The organism is Vibrio sp. GJ43-1, assembly GCF_055808835.1.
The window spans coordinates 288393-305142 of record NZ_CM147884.1 but is presented as its reverse complement, the minus strand read 5'-3'; the positions used below and the strand labels follow the sequence as shown (position 1 = coordinate 305142).

Annotated in this window: 18 protein-coding genes and 4 pseudogenes; 9 read left to right on the top strand and 13 right to left on the bottom strand. The window is 44.6% G+C overall.

Features of this window, described 5'->3' with window-relative positions; genetic code table 11:
- The first annotated feature begins 75 nt into the window (after nucleotides 1–75).
- Both rsmD and AC0L66_RS01560 read left to right on the top strand, forming a co-directional pair.
- A complete protein-coding gene (gene rsmD / locus AC0L66_RS01565) occupies nucleotides 76–675 on the top strand; it encodes a 16S rRNA (guanine(966)-N(2))-methyltransferase RsmD (RefSeq protein WP_265676957.1) in 600 nt (199 codons plus the stop codon).
- Nucleotides 672–950: a DUF1145 domain-containing protein gene (locus tag AC0L66_RS01560; RefSeq protein ID WP_102470760.1), complete on the top strand. Its 279-nt coding sequence runs from the start codon at nucleotides 672–674 to the stop codon at nucleotides 948–950. The genes rsmD and AC0L66_RS01560 overlap by 4 nt, the downstream gene beginning before the upstream one ends.
- A 98-nt stretch (nucleotides 951–1048) precedes the next feature.
- On the opposite strand, the gene AC0L66_RS01555 is transcribed toward AC0L66_RS01560, so the two are convergent.
- From AC0L66_RS01555 to AC0L66_RS01540, 4 genes are all read right to left on the bottom strand, one after another.
- Nucleotides 1049–1633 (bottom strand): YhgN family NAAT transporter, encoded by a 585-nt coding sequence (locus tag AC0L66_RS01555; protein ID WP_265676956.1) that lies wholly within the window; start codon nucleotides 1631–1633, stop codon nucleotides 1049–1051.
- A gap of 59 nt (nucleotides 1634–1692) precedes the next feature.
- Entirely contained in the window at nucleotides 1693–1929 is a 237-nt protein-coding gene (locus tag AC0L66_RS01550; RefSeq protein WP_265676954.1) for a YecH family metal-binding protein, read from the bottom strand.
- An 88-nt stretch (nucleotides 1930–2017) separates the two neighbouring features.
- Nucleotides 2018–2647: a lysoplasmalogenase gene (locus tag AC0L66_RS01545; protein ID WP_265676952.1), complete on the bottom strand. Its 630-nt coding sequence runs from the start codon at nucleotides 2645–2647 to the stop codon at nucleotides 2018–2020.
- Nucleotides 2648–3544: 897 nt separating this feature from the next.
- Complete coding sequence (locus tag AC0L66_RS01540; protein ID WP_250619609.1) at nucleotides 3545–3916, bottom strand: DUF4145 domain-containing protein; 372 nt, start codon at nucleotides 3914–3916, stop codon at nucleotides 3545–3547.
- A 260-nt stretch (nucleotides 3917–4176) separates the two neighbouring features.
- Between AC0L66_RS01540 and AC0L66_RS01535 the strand changes: the two genes are divergently transcribed.
- On the top strand, nucleotides 4177–4497 hold the full coding sequence (locus AC0L66_RS01535) for a DUF2500 domain-containing protein (RefSeq protein ID WP_265676951.1): 321 nt from the start codon (nucleotides 4177–4179) through the stop codon (nucleotides 4495–4497).
- Between the two features lie 69 nt (nucleotides 4498–4566).
- Entirely contained in the window at nucleotides 4567–5670 is a 1104-nt protein-coding gene (locus AC0L66_RS01530) for an amidohydrolase family protein (RefSeq protein WP_473568158.1), read from the top strand.
- Here the strand turns inward: AC0L66_RS01530 and AC0L66_RS01525 are convergent.
- Nucleotides 5623–6851 (bottom strand): annotated as a pseudogene (locus tag AC0L66_RS01525) (EAL and HDOD domain-containing protein). The gene AC0L66_RS01530 and the pseudogene AC0L66_RS01525 overlap by 48 nt on opposite strands.
- Before the next feature lie 18 nt (nucleotides 6852–6869).
- Nucleotides 6870–7487: a homoserine/homoserine lactone efflux protein gene (rhtB, locus tag AC0L66_RS01520; protein ID WP_265676949.1), complete on the bottom strand. Its 618-nt coding sequence runs from the start codon at nucleotides 7485–7487 to the stop codon at nucleotides 6870–6872.
- A 113-nt stretch (nucleotides 7488–7600) separates the two neighbouring features.
- Here rhtB and AC0L66_RS01515 point away from each other — a divergent pair, with 113 nt between their 5' ends.
- Both AC0L66_RS01515 and AC0L66_RS01510 read left to right on the top strand, forming a co-directional pair.
- Entirely contained in the window at nucleotides 7601–8602 is a 1002-nt protein-coding gene (locus AC0L66_RS01515; protein ID WP_473568156.1) for an alpha/beta fold hydrolase, read from the top strand.
- 151 nt (nucleotides 8603–8753) lie between these two features.
- Nucleotides 8754–9584: a Cof-type HAD-IIB family hydrolase gene (locus AC0L66_RS01510; RefSeq protein ID WP_473568155.1), complete on the top strand. Its 831-nt coding sequence runs from the start codon at nucleotides 8754–8756 to the stop codon at nucleotides 9582–9584.
- A gap of 178 nt (nucleotides 9585–9762) precedes the next feature.
- Here the strand turns inward: AC0L66_RS01510 and AC0L66_RS01505 are convergent.
- Nucleotides 9763–10222: pseudogene (locus tag AC0L66_RS01505) on the bottom strand (EVE domain-containing protein).
- A 41-nt stretch (nucleotides 10223–10263) separates the two neighbouring features.
- Here AC0L66_RS01505 and AC0L66_RS01500 point away from each other — a divergent pair.
- The 3 genes from AC0L66_RS01500 to AC0L66_RS01490 are packed head-to-tail and all read left to right on the top strand — an operon-like array spanning nucleotide 10264 to nucleotide 11926.
- Entirely contained in the window at nucleotides 10264–11292 is a 1029-nt protein-coding gene (locus tag AC0L66_RS01500) for a COG3650 family protein (protein ID WP_473568153.1), read from the top strand.
- Nucleotides 11293–11294: 2 nt separating this feature from the next.
- Entirely contained in the window at nucleotides 11295–11816 is a 522-nt protein-coding gene (locus tag AC0L66_RS01495) for a DTW domain-containing protein (protein ID WP_473568151.1), read from the top strand.
- Entirely contained in the window at nucleotides 11786–11926 is a 141-nt protein-coding gene (locus AC0L66_RS01490; RefSeq protein WP_473569167.1) for a hypothetical protein, read from the top strand. Before AC0L66_RS01495 ends, AC0L66_RS01490 begins: the two co-directional genes overlap by 31 nt.
- Before the next feature lie 109 nt (nucleotides 11927–12035).
- Here AC0L66_RS01490 and yigB read toward each other — a convergent pair.
- From yigB to lptM, 6 genes and pseudogenes are all read right to left on the bottom strand, one after another.
- A pseudogene (gene yigB / locus AC0L66_RS01485) lies at nucleotides 12036–12751 on the bottom strand (5-amino-6-(5-phospho-D-ribitylamino)uracil phosphatase YigB).
- Between the two features lie 10 nt (nucleotides 12752–12761).
- Nucleotides 12762–13679 carry a tyrosine recombinase XerC gene (gene xerC / locus AC0L66_RS01480; protein WP_473568150.1) on the bottom strand — a complete coding sequence of 306 codons (918 nt, stop codon included), beginning with the start codon at nucleotides 13677–13679 and terminating at the stop codon, nucleotides 12762–12764.
- On the bottom strand, nucleotides 13657–14358 hold the full coding sequence (locus tag AC0L66_RS01475; protein WP_428754848.1) for a DUF484 family protein: 702 nt from the start codon (nucleotides 14356–14358) through the stop codon (nucleotides 13657–13659). The genes xerC and AC0L66_RS01475 overlap by 23 nt, the downstream gene beginning before the upstream one ends.
- Before the next feature lie 122 nt (nucleotides 14359–14480).
- Nucleotides 14481–15311: a diaminopimelate epimerase gene (gene dapF / locus AC0L66_RS01470; protein WP_265676941.1), complete on the bottom strand. Its 831-nt coding sequence runs from the start codon at nucleotides 15309–15311 to the stop codon at nucleotides 14481–14483.
- Nucleotides 15312–15321: 10 nt separating this feature from the next.
- Nucleotides 15322–16576 (bottom strand): annotated as a pseudogene (lysA, locus tag AC0L66_RS01465) (diaminopimelate decarboxylase).
- Nucleotides 16577–16606: 30 nt separating this feature from the next.
- On the bottom strand, nucleotides 16607–16726 hold the full coding sequence (lptM, locus tag AC0L66_RS01460) for an LPS translocon maturation chaperone LptM (protein WP_473568149.1): 120 nt from the start codon (nucleotides 16724–16726) through the stop codon (nucleotides 16607–16609).
- Between the last annotated feature and the right edge of the window lie 24 nt (nucleotides 16727–16750).

Sequence of the window (16750 nt, the reverse complement as noted above, 5' to 3'; positions counted from 1 at the left end):
TACACTTCGTCACTATTAACTTAAGCTCTTCGTAGGGCTACGTATAGTATCACTTTATTGTCGGTCAAAAAATCTATGGTTAAACGTCGCAAGCAAACTCCATCACAAAAATCTGCCCCAATGGGGAGTGTGCGTATTATTAGCGGACTATGGCGCGGTAGAAAACTACCCGTCCATGATGCCGAGGGTCTACGCCCAACCACCGACCGAGTAAAGGAAACCGTTTTTAACTGGCTCGCGCAAGATGTCCCACACTCACATGTGTTAGATGTCTTTGCTGGCTCTGGAAGCCTAGGCTTTGAATCCGCATCAAGACAAGCCAGTCAAGTTCAAATGATTGAGCTGAATAATAAGGCTTATCAGCAATTGGTCAGTAACACTGCTCTACTCAAAGCGGACAATATTCGTCTCCACAATACCAGTGCCCTTACTTTTCTTACGCAACCTGGTAGTCCACACGATTTGGTTTTTATCGACCCTCCTTTTCGTCAAGGCTTACTACCAGAAACTGTCGCATTACTGGAACAGAATGGCTGGTTGAGTGAAAATGCGTTAGTTTATATTGAGACTGAAAAAGAACTGACTCTAGATGCTATTCCTGAAAATTGGGATCTACTCAAAGAAAAAACGGCAGGACAGGTCTGTTATCGACTTTTTAAAAGGAACCACGAATGAACATACTCATTAAACTGGCCAAGATAGCCTTTGGTTTTATCTGGTTAATTTTAATCCTCAATATTTTTGGCGCCTTTGACGGTTTCGTTGATCGCCAGGGTGCGATCGGACTTTACATCATGACCGCCTTTTTGTTCATCATGCATGGTGTGCAAATGGCGATATTTTTGGGCGCATTCGGCGAGCATCTCAAGCTCAGTACGTGGGAAAAATACTCCATTTTGGCCTTCGGTATCTTTGCCTTACTCGATATACGCCGTAAACATATGATGTAAAAAAAGCCGCTGATGCGGCTTTTTTTATGATTGGTAAGGCTATTCATAGACAGCTGGCCTATTTAGTCAGTCACCCCACTGAACAAATTATCCACCGCCTATCCAATATAGCCTTTTACCCCATTTAAGAACATCTGCGTTGAAATCATAACCAGTAATAACCCCATCAGACGCTCTACCGCTTTTAGACCACGCTCGCCCAGAAGCTTGTGGAAAAAATTATAGAACATCAAAATAAAGAAAGTCGCTCCCCAAGCAAGCAATACCGCCATGGATAATTCACTTAATTTATCAGGGTGCTGTGTCGAGAGGAGTAGAATAGAAGCAATGACCGAAGGTCCTGCCAACATGGGAACGGCCATCGGCACAATAAACGGCTCTTCACCTGCCGCTAAGCCAGTCACACTCCCTGCTTGTGGAAAAATCATCTTGATCGCAATGATAAACAAGATGATACCGCCTGAAATACTCAATGTTTCTGGTTCAACGTGTAAAAAACTCATAATGCTTTTTCCTGCAAAGAGGAACAACATTAGAATAGCGAGCGCGATACACAATTCCCGTACAAGCACCATACGTCGACGTTTAGGATCGAGATGCTTCAATATAGAAAGTATGATGGGAAGGTTGCCAAGCGGGTCCATGATAAGAAATAGCATGGTTGCTGCAGATAGTATGTCCATGAGTAAAGCCTGCTCGCGAGAGAAATTCGCGTGAGTATAGCAGGCTTATGCTTTCTCGTTTAGTGAGAACAAACACGCTCAATATTGAGCTGCCACAAACCCTGTTGTTCAATCACTTTCTGCTTTGCGATGAAGAAACTGAGCAACGCTTCCAAATCAAAGCCTTCTCGGCTGCAAGTTCGAAACTCTGCATTCTTACCAAACTGTTCTTCGACCAAGCTCACTAGCTCATCTCGTGACATTGGCTTCTCACGCAGAAGGTTAAGTACTTTGTGTGCATGGATTGCTGTTGTCATTATCGTATCCCCATTTTAATCTTAGTGCGGAGTATCACCCGACAGTGAATGGTTTGAAATGATCTATCGCAAAACACGCTCATAAAACTTATAGGTTTGGTGCAATGGCCGACGCCACAATAAGAGCATGTGATAAATAGTAGCTTCCGGAAATACCATATCGCGCGCGAACCTTTTTAAAATGATACTTATCCAACCCCCACATCATCGCTGATACGCTAAGACATAAGGTACCAATAAATGCTTGCAAAGAAGGCCCGTCAGAATGATACAGCCACGCTTCACCTGCGGCGCACACTACATTGACTAATGATAACCCCATAATAGCAACAGGAAGCAGAAAGGAATCCAAACGAGGCAACAAAAGGAAAAAAGTTACGATGGCGACACATAGTAGTAGCGCGGGTAACCAAAGAACAAAATGGCTTTGAACCTGTCCCCATAATCCTAAGCTGTACACCAGTTGCGCAATCACGTAACCCACAAAACTGGCTCGTCCAAAACGACCCGACAAATGGCCTACATCACTGATTAAAAATAGCACTAGGCCGAATGATAGCCATAACTGGTAGTCACTGATGCCTTCTGAACCTAGCAATATTGCCAACAACAAACCATGCGTCATCACACTGAACGTGATCGTTCGCTTCGTATCGCCCTTTTCAGCAGCATAAATAAACAGCAAAGACGATAAACCTATCGTAAGCCAACTCCACATAATCACACCTGTTTCTTATTATCGAAACCAGTGTAAGAAGCTCGACTTTCATGTCCAGTCATTAGACCGAAAAGTTGGACTTGTCTTAAATTAAATAAGTTCCAAATTGACAGCCGTCGTTTTTTGCAAAGGAGTGTGAGTAAGCGGTTTTCACCACAAATAAATAGCAAACGTTTGCCTTGCGCGTTTAAAATAAAGTGCCATACGGGAAATGTAGCCCCGGCTATTTTTGGGCGTTAAGCGGCAGACTCAGGTAAAGACACAAGCCTAAGAGAGAGTGTAACTATCTGTTTTAATGTATCTTTAATGGCAATTATTTGAAATAGCCCAAAACTAAAGCCAAGAGAGCAAACACCTCCATAAAACTATACTTTTCTCTTCTTAATTTCTATCTCTATCGATTACAAACTCTCAAACCGTGAGAATCTGCCAAAAACTCAATAAACAAAAGCTATAAAACAGCAACCCAAACGCTACGTAGACCAAAACCCCAAAACAACAAGGACAATATTCAAACAATAAAAGACAACAATTAAATCAATACAAAACAACAAGTTAAAACACAATTTAAAGCCAAGGACAATAAAGAACAAATTAACAGCAAGATAAAAACACTGTTTCTTTTGTAAAAATAGCCACAATTAAGATAGTAAACTGTCAAAAACAAAAGCTAGCTAAAGTAACAGTTGCAAAACCACCAAAAACAATGCTATTCTAATTTACATACTGAAGAATAAATAAAGGAGCAGTGTTATGATTTCATCTTCTCAAAAGCAAGGATTAGTGATGATCGCCGTCGTAGTAGGTCTAATGACACTGCCGATACTTTACTAATTGCCATTGCATTAGATACAAAAAGGGCCGCTTGATAGCGGCCCTTTTTGTATCTAATGGCATTTATTTCGACAAAATGTGCAGTACTTTTTCCCAATGAACGTAATAGAAGCCCATTGCCAGTAAGGTAATCAGTGCCATTAGCCACACTGCCGTCCGCCAAATAAATCGACTGCTTCTTGGTGTCAACTCTTGCTCACACTCAGCGCATGCACGCATAAAGCCTTGTTTATCATCAAGCTTATAATCTTCTTCATGAACGATTTTATTGCGAATAGTCGCGATATACCGCAGCTTTCCAACCACATCATGAGGTAACCGCTCTTCACAGCTCGTGATCAGTTGGTGTAACCCTTTGCCATCCGCTCGATATTGTTGTCTTAATAGTTTTTCAATGCGCCGCGTTTTGATTACCACGCTTTCAATATCTGACATATGTTTCCCTCCACAACCAGCCTAATATGTGGAACTGAACTATCGCTGGTCAGTACCCTGTGTACTCATTCTGTTATTGTTATCTATTTGTATCAGAATTTCGACAACGGTTCGGTAAATTCAAGTAAAGATTTAAGCCTAAGTCGCAGAGATTTTGTGTGATATGACCCCAAATTTCATACCGTAAGTTAAATTTGTCCTTATTTTCCGCGTATTTTATGCGATCTTTATTCCATCAGGTTTTGAGTTTGGAGATAAACATGCCCCTTTCTTTAGTTATTGCCGTGGCGGTGCTAATTGTTATCACTGTGTTTCTATTCCTGCAAACTCAGCGCCAGCACACTCATGGTATCAACGCTCCTGAACAAAAAACGCTTATCACCATTTTAGATAAACAGGTTGTTGTTGCGTCGGATCCCTCAGAAGAAGATGAATACTGGATTTATGTTCAAAAAGGCAGGTTTGGACCTAAACGAGAGTTTCAAATCGGTGTGCACTACTACCACCATCTTTCACCAGGGGATAAAGGTATCCTTACCTATCAAGGCACTAAGTTTTTGCATTTCTCACTTACTCGCTGATTTTAAAAAATTTACCCTATAAACAAGTCATGTTAGCTTAGAGTTCTCACCCCACAAGGACGTAATCTCATGCAGCTAAAGAAGCGCTGTCAGCCATGGTGGCTACTGGCTCTGTTTGCCTACGCATCAGCGGGCTGCACTGCAGCCTATCAAGGTAAGGTCAACGATGCTGAAGTTCATCTTGTCGACTATTTCCAGCGTTCTGCTGGCGCGCCTGCTCTCATTGAGAATATGGATGCGTTAGGCATTGACCACGCCTATGTTATGGGGTTACCAGTTATCAAAAAGTGGGATCTCTCTCAGCCCAAAGCCCCGCGCTTTGTATATGGTGATGACGCCCCTGTTTACTATTACTCTCACACTGACGAACTCATCGCACGGGAAGTCGAATCATTACCGAAAACTCAACAGAGCCGCCTTCATCCATTTTTAAGTGGCTTTAACACCACTGACCTCAATGCGGTAGAGTACCTAGAGCGTGAGCTCACCTTTCGACCTAACTTTTGGCAAGGCATTGGTGAAATCATCACTCGTCACGATCACCTTACGGCACTAACCTCGGGTGAGAAACCAAGGGCGAACCACCCTGCCTTAAACAAAGTTTATCAATTAGCCGCCAAACATGACCTTCCCGTGTTGCTGCACGCCAACATCACATCGCAGCGAGAAAACGAGCCACTCTATCTCAATGAACTTAAAGAAGCGTTACAGCAACACCCTGATACTCGTTTTTTATGGGCTCATGCTGGAACCACCAGCACACTCACACGCCATTTGGATATGAACTTTCTTTATCAGACCGTCACTTCGTTACTTAGTGAGCACGATAACCTCTATATTTTGGCGTCATGGTCATTGATTGATGTGGTCATGCCACAGGGGACATTAGATAGACGCTGGGTATCCCTTATAGAAGCATACCCAGAACGGTTTATGGTAGGCAGTGATGTGGTCGGTACATTTGGATATCAAAAAACGGCGCTCAAAACATGGGATCCAGTGCTATCGGCGTTACCAAAACATATCGCGCAAAAAGTTGCCTATAGCAATATGTTGGCGGTATTACCGCAAGCTCGAGTAAAAACGTTAGCCATTAAGCCTATCATCTTCACTGACAAAATAACGCTAGTGCACCGCCTGCACGTTTTGACTCCAGCGCTGTGCATCCGCTAAAGCCGAGTACACAGCCTGCTGGGTCAGCCCCAGCTGCTGTCTGTATTTTTCCATGCCGCTCCAATCTGCTGCTTCAAAGCACTCTTCCAGCGCTAACAACTGACCATAAGGCCCTTGCCTTTGTAATAAAGCCCCTTTAATTTCACAACATAGCGGTAATTGCTGAATCAGTTTTTCTAAAGAAAGATCCATTAAGGCATCGAGGATGGAAAATAGCCCTATCATAAACGCTTGATCTCGATACTGAGTAAACGGTGCATGCTCCGTCATTAAACGACAGAATTGAGCACGCTGGAGAGATAGTCCGTACAAGGCTTTCGGTTTAGTGTGGGAAATAAACGAGGCTACCGTTAAGGAAACAAACAGCTTTAGCTTGTCTTGTCCAAGGTAAATCAACGCTTGACGAAAAGAGGCGATTTCTGCTTCTAATCTAGGGTTCATCGTATTCACGAACTGCAGTAGTTTATAAGACAGCACAACGTCTTTCGCGACAATTCGTTCCACCTTATCCACATCGATTTCTGGCAAACAAACTTGCTGAAACAACTCCATCGCCACCAGCTGCTCTGCGCTGATATAAACCTGTTTTTGCATAATAGGTTTGCTAAAGAAAAACCCTTGGAAGAACTTAAACCCTGCCTGCTTAGTGAGCCTAAATTCCTGCTCAGTTTCTACCCGTTCTGCTAGGTAATGACGGGTACTCCCTTTGCCTTTCTGCTGTCTGACAAAAGCACAGGCTTTTTCCACGCCCATCGCCATAATGTCGAGTTTAACAATTTGCACAAATGGTAAAAAAGGTTCCCACGCTGACGTATATACAAAGTCATCAAGCGCAATGGTATAACCTAAGCACGATATAATTCACGAATCGCTTCGTACAGCTCCTGATCAGGTGTGCAGGTTTCCAATATTTCCACCACCACTTTCTCTTTGGGAAGCATTAATGGAAGACGGCGAACTAAGCTTTGATGAGGAAAGTTAATAAAACATCGTGACGAGGCGATTTCAGGATTTACCCCGAGAGAAAGGTAGTTTTCAGTGATCAGTCGGTACGTGGCTCTATTGGCTTCAATATGCCCTGGAAATGCATTATTTTCTCCATCGCGAAAAAGCAATTCATACCCCAATGTATGACGACGAGCATTAAAAATCGGCTGGCGAGCGACATACGTGGGGTTCATGTTCACGATGCGTAACCCTTACGACTTCGCGGCGGCGAGTAATGCACCGCACCCAATAAACATGGAACCAAACAGCTTATTGATTTTTTCCATAATGCGCCCAGAGCGAATATATCGCCCCATCTGAGAAGCCAGCGACGTGTAACCAAGCATCACGGTGGCATCGATCGCAACCGTTGTCGCTCCCAAAATCATAAGTTGCGTGACTTGATTACCAGCAGGGTCAATAAACTGAGGAAATAACGCCACCAAAAATACAACTGATTTAGGATTTGTTAAGTTAATCAACACCGCGCTACGTAGCAAGGTTCCCGCACTACGTGCATCATGACTCGTATCGGCCACCAAACTTGAGGTATCCCGCCACTTCTGGATCCCCAACCAAATCAAATACACCACGCCTACCCATTTAATAATGGTAAATGCTATTGCTGACTTGGCAATGAGCGCTCCGATACCCGCACCGACCAATATAATATGAACAGCCAAACCAATCTGTAGACCTAAAATCGCAGTAAGCGATTTCCTAGTACCATAATTAATGCCATTACTGATTGAGTTCACCATACCTGAGCCAGGTGCGAGACTGAACACAATCGCCGTGACAACATAAGCAAGCCAAACATGATAATCCATTGCATTTCCTTACGACTGATTTACTCTTATCAGCAAAAGAGTCTTTATTCTGTTTTCGGCAAAATCTAACTGGTCGTCAACAGAGGCATCAACACTATCTTGTAGGTTAATTCATGACCGATACCAAATTAATTAACGTTCCTTATACTCAAGAGCAAGATTTTGAGCAAGTTATTCACTCACAAATTGCCACGTTTTGGGCGAGCCGACACGAAGGTCATAAGAAAGCCAAAGATGGTACGACACTGTACTGGTGTAAACTCACCCGACCTGAACATAAAAAAGCCTTGGTTGTTGTCAACGGCAGAATTGAGTCCGCGTGGAAGTATCAAGAATTGTTCTATGATTTTTTCCAGCTTGGCTATGACATTTATTCTTTTGATCACCGTGGGCAGGGACTATCGACACACTTAGCTCCGAATCCTGAAATGGGTCATATTGGCGAATTCTCCGATTATCTTGATGATATGCAGCTCATACTCGAACAATTCGACCTCAAGCACTACGAGAAGCGGCATTTACTCGCGCACTCCATGGGTGGGGCGATCGCCACTCGATATATACAAACGAGAGCGAATCATAACTTTGATAAAATCGCCCTTAGCGCGCCCATGTATGGCGTGAATGTTCCTCCCTACCTAAAGCCATTTGCCATCTCTGCGGCTCAAATCATGACGGCAATACACCCAACACCAACGTACGCACCTGGCTATCAGGGTTATGTCGCAAAACCTTTTGATATTAACCCTTTGTCACAGAGCAAAGTACGTTATCACTGGTTTAGAGAACTGTATGAACTGAAACCAGAGCTAAAAATTGGCGGCCCAAGTACTCGCTGGGTTTGGCAAGGTCTCATGGCAGCGAAACAGTGCATTCAACAGACAAGACAAATACAAATCCCCTTACTGTTATTGCAAGCAGGAAGCGATGTGATTGTAAGTAATCAGGCGCAACAACGCTTTATGAACCGATTACATAGAACCAACAATCAAGCGGAAATACTCGTCGTCAACCATGCTAAGCATGAAGTATTATTTGAAAAAGATGAGTACCGAAATCAAGCGATGAATGCCCTTCTGCAATTTTTCGATTGCTCGCCATCCGTCACAGGCTAGGCGCAATTAGTGTTCATAATATTTCCTCTCTGCCTAGCAAATGAGGAAATATTTACACTTCCTGTTTACCCTCTTTTTATTCGATGATTTACCCTACAATACCCATAAGGCTCACTTCTTAGCCTATGACCATAACCTATTAGAGAGACCTATGACGCTTAATCACGATTCAATCAGTATTGTTGCTTCTGACCTAGATGGAACACTACTTGCTCCCAACCACCTGCTCAGCAGTAACACTAAGCAAACACTTAAAGAATTACACGACAAAGGCTACACATTCATTTTCGCAACAGGTCGTCACCATGTAGATGTCGCAGGTATTCGTGAATCAGTTGGTATTCCAGCCTATATGATTACCTCTAACGGCGCGCGAGTGCATGATAAGCAAGATAACCTGCTCTATAGCCAAGATATTGCTGAGTCGCTGGTTCAACGTATTGTCGACGAGTTTAAGGTAGACAGTGAGCTGTTTATTCATATGTATCAAGATGAGCAGTGGCTGCTCAGCCAAGAAGATGAGTACTTCGCTAAATTCCATAGTGAAACAGGGTTTAACTACCAGTTGTTTGATGCTAACCGTGCACCAACACAAGGTATCGCTAAAATTTTTGTGACTCACCCTGATAACGATCACGAGCACTTAGTACAGTTTGAAGATACGTTGCGCGCCAAGTTTGGTGATGCACTCAACATCGCTTTCTCTACACCATGGTGTTTAGAAGTGATGGCAAAGGAAGTGTCCAAGGGTGAAGCACTAAAAGCGGTCGCTGAAACTCTGGGGTTAGGGCTTGAACACTGCATCGCCTTTGGTGATGGTATGAATGATGCTGAAATGCTGACCATGGCAGGTAAAGGCCTTGTGATGGAAAACGCTCACGAAAAAGTCAAAAAAGCCCTGCCAAATAATGAAATCATTGGCACGAATGCCGACGATGCGGTCGCTGAATACCTGAAAAAGCACCTTCTCACACGCGCTTAGCAATACTACTCCTGTGCTCCCCCCTATAGGTTTGGTCACCTGTTTAGAGCATAGGAGTATTTTCCTCTCGCAATTTTTAGCTAATGGATGTGTTTCAAGACCACGCCAACCCGACTTCCAAGTGTTTACCGAGTAAACCGTCGTTTATGCCGCGTTTTGTAATGCACTATTTTTTCCGTTAACGAGAGACTCGATGCTGAATCGCCTGCCACTGTGCCGAGTAACACTGGCATCACTGATAGTCGGTTCCCCCGCTTCACCAATGGCATATCATTTAGCTCTGCCATCGCTTTGAGAGTGCTCAATGTGAGCACTCGATTGAACTTTTCGACAAATTCAATATCTACCATTAACCAGCGTGGATTGTCTCGTGTCGACTTAGGATCGTAGTAATCACTTTCGGGATCAAACTGAAAATGGTCAACGTAAGCGGCCTTACTAATAATGGCAACACCCGCGACACCAATCGTTTTACAAGACGAGTGGTAAATAAGAACATGATCACCGACCTTCATTTCGTCTCGTATCATGTTGCGAGCCTGATAATTGCGTACGCCTTCCCAACATGAAGTGCCTTGGACACGCAATGTATCAATAGAAAATTCATCTGGCTCTGTTTTAAATAACCAATATGCCATAATAGTCCTTACTTAAATCTACTGACGAAGGAAAGTATCCAATGAAAATGTCACGACTGTCATTCGCCGTTCCACTGGTATTAATACTGCAAGCGTGCTCATCTTTCAATACAACATCAAACGAAGCGACCACCACGCCACTTAGAGCGGAACTTTCTCGTCCAGAAACTATTACCCCACAAAGCTACGTCCTAAGAGGACAAGCGATCGTTGGTCATGAATCTCGAACCATTCAACCCTGTGGCAGTACCCAACAGTATTGGCTTGAACTGCCGAAAGAGGCACGAGAAGCGGCAGAGAAGTTGTCTCGCACGCCCTATCAAGCCCTTTATGCGGAAGTGATTGGTCACCTAGAAGCACCAAGCCACCGCGGGTTTGATTCTGATTACACCGGTCGATTTGTTGTTAAACAAGTCAACCTTATCACGGCAGAAAATCCCAACCGCTGTGACCAACCATTGCGACCAACGCAAGTGTTAGGCAATGAACCATTTTGGCATTTAAAATTCAATACATCAAAAATGGCTCAATTTAGCCAAATGGGTAATGACCCTCAAACACTGGAGCTTGCATCCAAGCAGATCACCCAAAACACTCGTCGTTATGAGTTTGATGATGCCAATCTCACGATGAGCAATAAACTCTGTAACGACACCATGAGTGACAGTGTGTATGGATGGAGCGCCGCCTTAGTGATGGATGACCAACCTCGTCAGGGATGCGCGACCGTATCCAACCGCGATCGCACACTAAGCTGGGTCAACACCTATACGGCACAATCAACAGAGAACACTGGCTTTACCGTCTCAATGACTCTTAATGCCGATCACACTGCCATTACTCGCTACGATTACACCGACCAATCTCCTGCTACAGAAGAGCGCGGATTTTGGCAGCAACTCAATGACCAACAAGTGCAAGTTGTGATGACTCGCCACCAGCAGCAGTACTTAGTGTCTCAGCGCATCTTTACCCAAGAAGAAGGCTCACTGGTCGCAACGGAAGAAAAGGTAGGGAACATCCTCTATCCAATAAGTAATGGTGGCCTAAGACTCTATAAGAGCCAATGAAGATGAATCAATCCCCACATCTCGCCACAACGTGTGTACGTTGTGGCTTTCAACACAACTGTTACTGCGACGCGATCCCTACGATCACCAGTGATCTTAGCATCACGCTATTAACTCATCCCAATGAGACCTCACGAGCCACCAACACAGGGCAAATCGTCAAACAGTTATTGGCCAATACTCATGTTGATATATGGCAACGAAAAGGGCCAATCCCGTCATATATCGCCTCTAAAGAGCGTCCCTCTATCTGCGAACATAAAGGGAACGCGACGCCTGTCTTGGTGTTTCCTTCAGAAAATAGTGTTCCGTTGACTCAATGGCAATCACAGCATCCGCGCGGGAGTCACTTCATTTTGCTAGATGCCACTTGGCAAGAAGCGAGGAAGATGTTGAACAGAAGTGAGTGGCTACAAGCGCTCCCTCAAGTCAGCATTACCGCGCTTAAGCGTCTTCGCAATACCAACTCAGACGAAACCAACAAAGCGGCAATCTGTGTACCTTTGAGGTCGTCGCTCAAATGATCAACGAATTGGAAAGCGACGAAACAGCGCGAACAATGCTCGCTTTTTTTAAAGACTACCTAGCAAGGTATCAAGCCGAACGCTGTGGTCATCGTTTAGACAGGCCATAAATAAACAAGCTGCAGCATTCAAGAAAAAGGCTGAAATAAGAAGTAGAACGTCTTATTCGTTGCCTAACCCGTGTACTAAGCAACAAATAAGAATACAACGCGCTTGGGGTTATATTAAAGACAGCAACGACGCTAACTGGTTAATTTCGATATCCGGTAAGTTCTTCAATCGAGGCGTTGCTCTCGCACTTTTTCTTTGTCATTGAACCAACATGCACTGAAGCCATGACGTTTGGCGCCCAATACATCTGTAATAACATGATCACCGACATGCAAAATATGTTGACGGTCGACATTAAGGTACGCCGCGGCTTGAGCAAACATATCTTCATACGGCTTTGCTCGTCCATCGGGACCAGCTTTGAGCACCTGTGAAAAGTATGTCGTTAGCCCGATGGCCTCCACATTAACGTTACCATTGGTGATAGCCACCAATGGTATAACTTGACTCAAACGTTGCAAAACTTGATGTGTTTCATGTGGAACATCAAAGTCGCTGCGCCAAACAAGTACCCGTTGAATTAATTCATCAGCTGCGTGCTGAGCATTGGGCCTATCGTAACCCAATTGCATTAATCCCTGTAAAACCTGCTGCTGACGCCACTGCGTCACGTCATGCTTTAACTCAGGATTTTGCTTAAGCAACTGAAACTTAAAGGCTTGCCACTGTGTTTTATCCCAACGCTGACTAATAGGGTGATGAGAATACAGCCACTGCGATGCTTGCTCCTCAACCTTACGGATCACCGGGTGGTTGTCATATAAGGTATCATCAAGGTCGAATGTCATCGCCTTAATCGTCGGCACATTACGGTAAAAGTGCATCATTCAGTCCTTAGTTTTTCTTTTTTGCACGAGGGTGAGCCTGATCATAAGCTTGCGCCAAATGCTGAAAGTCTAAGTGGGTATATATCTGCGTCGTCGAGATATTTTCATGACCTAATAACTCTTGTACGGCCCGCAAGTTATTACTCGACTCTAGCATGTGGGTTGCAAAAGAGTGGCGCAACTTATGTGGACTAACATGGCTAGCAAGAGACTGTTTCTGTCCCCATTCCGCCATTCTTTTTTGTACACTTCGATGGGAAATTCTCGTCCCTAATTTTGAGACAAATAACGCGGGTTCCCCTGACTTAGCAATACTCCCGCGTAGCTTGAGCCATTTCTTTGCCCACTCAACGGCTTGACCGGAGAAAGGGACCTTGCGCTCTTTATCGCCTTTACCAATCACTCGAATTTCACCACTGGACATATTCAGGTGTTTCACGTCAATGCCGACGAGTTCAGCTAAACGTAACCCCGCACCATACATCATCTCCATGATCGCTCGGTCACGAACGGCTAACGGATCCTCTTCGTTCACTTCGAGCAATTGAGCCATTTCATCAACATCGAGATTTTTCGGCAATGGCCGCTGCTTTCTTGGCGCGCTGACTCCCTTGGCAGGATTAGCGTTCAGCTCCCCACGAAGAATTAGAAAATCAAAAAAGCTGCGCAGTGATGACAGGCGAGTGGCAATGCTGCTCGCTTTCATCCCTTCACGCATACCCTTGCCCGCTAATTGCCGAACCCAACCAGCATCGACCTGAGTCCAATCACTCACCCCCATCTCATAAAGGTGCCCACCCATCGTCTCCAGCTGTTGACGGTAGTTTCGTTGGGTATGAAGGCTGAGCCCTTTCTCACTGCGCAAATATTCGTAAAAGCGCTCTAACGGTTTCTGTAAACAATTAGGCAGTACTTGGTCTGACATTGTCTTCCTCAAGTTGACGCCACTCTAAACTCTCACACAAATACGACAACACCAAGGCAAGATGCCTTAGGAATAACGTATCCATATCAGGTTGGAAGTGGCCGCCATCTTCACTAGAAAAGATTAAAAAGCCTTGAGCAAATTGGCGTTTAAGGGGTAATACTACGTACGAACCAAGCTCAGGAACGCTAGCATCACCGAAAAGTAACTCTCTATCTGCCTTTCTTAACCGACCAAGGTAAGCATCTTTACCGTTCAGGTGATTGGTCGTAAAACGCTGCCAACTTTCCATTGATAACGAGTCACCACCTTTTTCAGTATTGAGTAGCTTGACGTAACCCTTGAGGTTTAAGTCAAGCGCGGTTTGCGTAATGGCTCTCAGTACACTCTGCAAGTCACGGCATTTCAACAGACTTTCTTGCAGCGACATAAATTCATAAAACGTCTTATCATTGCGTGCTGCGAGCGACATTAGGGTGGTAATTTCTTCCTCTAATGCCTCAATCCGCTCACGGTGTCGCTGCAGTTGAATTCCAACCAATGAGACGGCGCCTTGCTGTTGGTGTGGAAGCGCTAGCTTCTCTACTAAGGTTTCTCGACCTTTGAAAAAATCCGGATGATCGAATAGGTACTGTGCTACCACTTCTGCAGTCAGGTGATCAGCTTCAAACTCAGACAAAATGCTTCCCTTTGATTCTTTGTCTCTACTTGTCATTCATTAATGAAGACACGAAAAAATGGCGGACCCGAAAACGGGGTCCGCCATTAGTATAATGGGTTATTGGTTAACTGGAAATTTGCTTAGCAGGAAATCTGTCCATCAAAAACGTGTGTTGCGCTCCCGGTCATAAATAACGGATGCCCCTCACCTTGCCACGCAATACTCAAATCCCCACCAGGGAGTCGAACCGTGACTTTTTCGTCTAGTAAGCCTTGTGCGATACCAACGGCAACCGCGCCACACGCACCACTTCCACATGCTTGGGTTTCCCCCGCACCACGCTCGTAGACACGAAGCTTAATCTCATTGCGGTTCACTACTTGCATAAAGCCAGCGTTCACTTTCTCTGGAAAACGTTCATGTGATTCAAGTAATGGACCCAGTTTCTCAACATTAGCGGTATCGGTATCATCCACCACCGTTACAACATGTGGGTTACCCATACTCACCGCACCACAAAACAAAGTCTGCTCCTCGGCACGCATAATGTAAGTTTTCTCTCTTTGCTTCGCTTTGAATGGGATTTTACTCGGCTCAAACTCTGGTTGACCCATGTTAACGGTGACTAAGTCATTCTCTTCTAACTTGAGTACCATTTTCCCTTTCTTAGTGCTAACACTGATACTGTACTTATTGGTTAGCCCTTTCATTTGTACAAAACGAGCGAAGCAACGCGCACCATTACCACATTGTTCCACTTCACTGCCATCGGCATTAAAAATACGGTAATGAAAATCTGTTTCCGGATCATAAGGCGCTTCAACAATTAATAGCTGATCAAACCCCACACCCGTATGCCTATTCGCTAAGCGGCGAATGAGATCTGGCGAGAAAAACACATTCTGAGTAATACAGTCAACGACCATAAAATCATTACCCAATCCGTGCATTTTAGAAAAATGGAAATGCATAGTTGTTTATTTACTCCGGTAAGATGCTCTCAAGTTCCCACAGACTCGCTAATGTTTCACGCTGACGCACGAGATGAGACTGGTTGCCATCCACCATCACTTCAGCGACTCGAGGCCGTGTATTATAGTTCGATGACATCACAAAACCGTAAGCGCTAAGCAGAACGCACCGCTAACAAATCATTTTGCTCCAATACCAATGCTCGATCTTTACCAATAAAGTCACCGGTTTCACAAATTGGACCAACTAAATCATAACTTACTGCGTCACCCTGACGAGGGATGACAGGGATAATATCTTGCCACGCTTGATACAACGCTGGACGCATCAAGTCATTCATCGCCGCATCGACAATGGCAAAATTCTTGTGCTCGGTATGCTTTAGGAATTCAACTTTTGTCAATAACACTCCAGCATTGGCTGCAATTGCACGTCCAGGCTCGAAGATGAGCTCCAATTCAGGATGGTTTCCTAATCTGGCTAATAGGGCTTTTGCGTAGTCCGATGGCTGTGGCGGAAGTTCATCACGATACACAACCCCTAACCCACCACCAACATCTAAATGACGAATGTTGACACCATCTTCGCGCAGCTGGTCAATGAGCGCTAAAAGTCTATCCGTCGCATCGATAAAAGGTTCAATGTCGGTGAGCTGAGAGCCTATGTGGCAATCAATGCCTTGTACCGAAAGGTGCGTTAAACTCTGGGCAAACTTATACACGTCTGCAGCACGATCAAAAGCAATACCAAACTTGTTATCACGTAAACCCGTGGAAATGTAAGGGTGGGTATGCGCATCAACATCAGGGTTAATTCGAAGAGAAATAGGCGCGATAACATCCAGCTCACTTGCCACCTGATTTAAACGCTCCAGTTCTGGCTCTGATTCTACATTGAAACACTTAATTCCCAGCTCTAAAGCACGACGCATTTCTTGAGCCGTTTTACCGACACCAGAAAAAACCACTTTAGCCGGATCCCCTCCAGCAGCAACAACACGTTCTAGCTCTCCACCGGAAACGATGTCAAATCCAGAGCCAAGGCGGGCCAGTGTATTAAGCACGCCTAAATTAGAGTTAGCCTTTACCGCATAACAAACCAAATGTGGGTGCTCACCAACCGATTTGTCAAACGCATTCCAGTGGCGTTCAAGCGTCGCTCGAGAATAAACATACAAAGGTGTGCCATATTGCTGCGCAAGTTGTGTTAGTGACGTATTTTCAGCCCATAGCTGGCCATCGTCCTGATAGTTGAAGTAATCCAAATCGAGTATTCCTTTAAAATATGGCGATGACTATTGCGTCTGCTCTGTTGCCGGGGCTTCATCAGCTGGTATGTAAAGTGGACCCGTTTGCCCACAACCAGTTAACATTACTGCCACGAGCATAAATATTGCCGTGATCGTCTTTTTCATTTTGCATATCGTGATTATTAATTC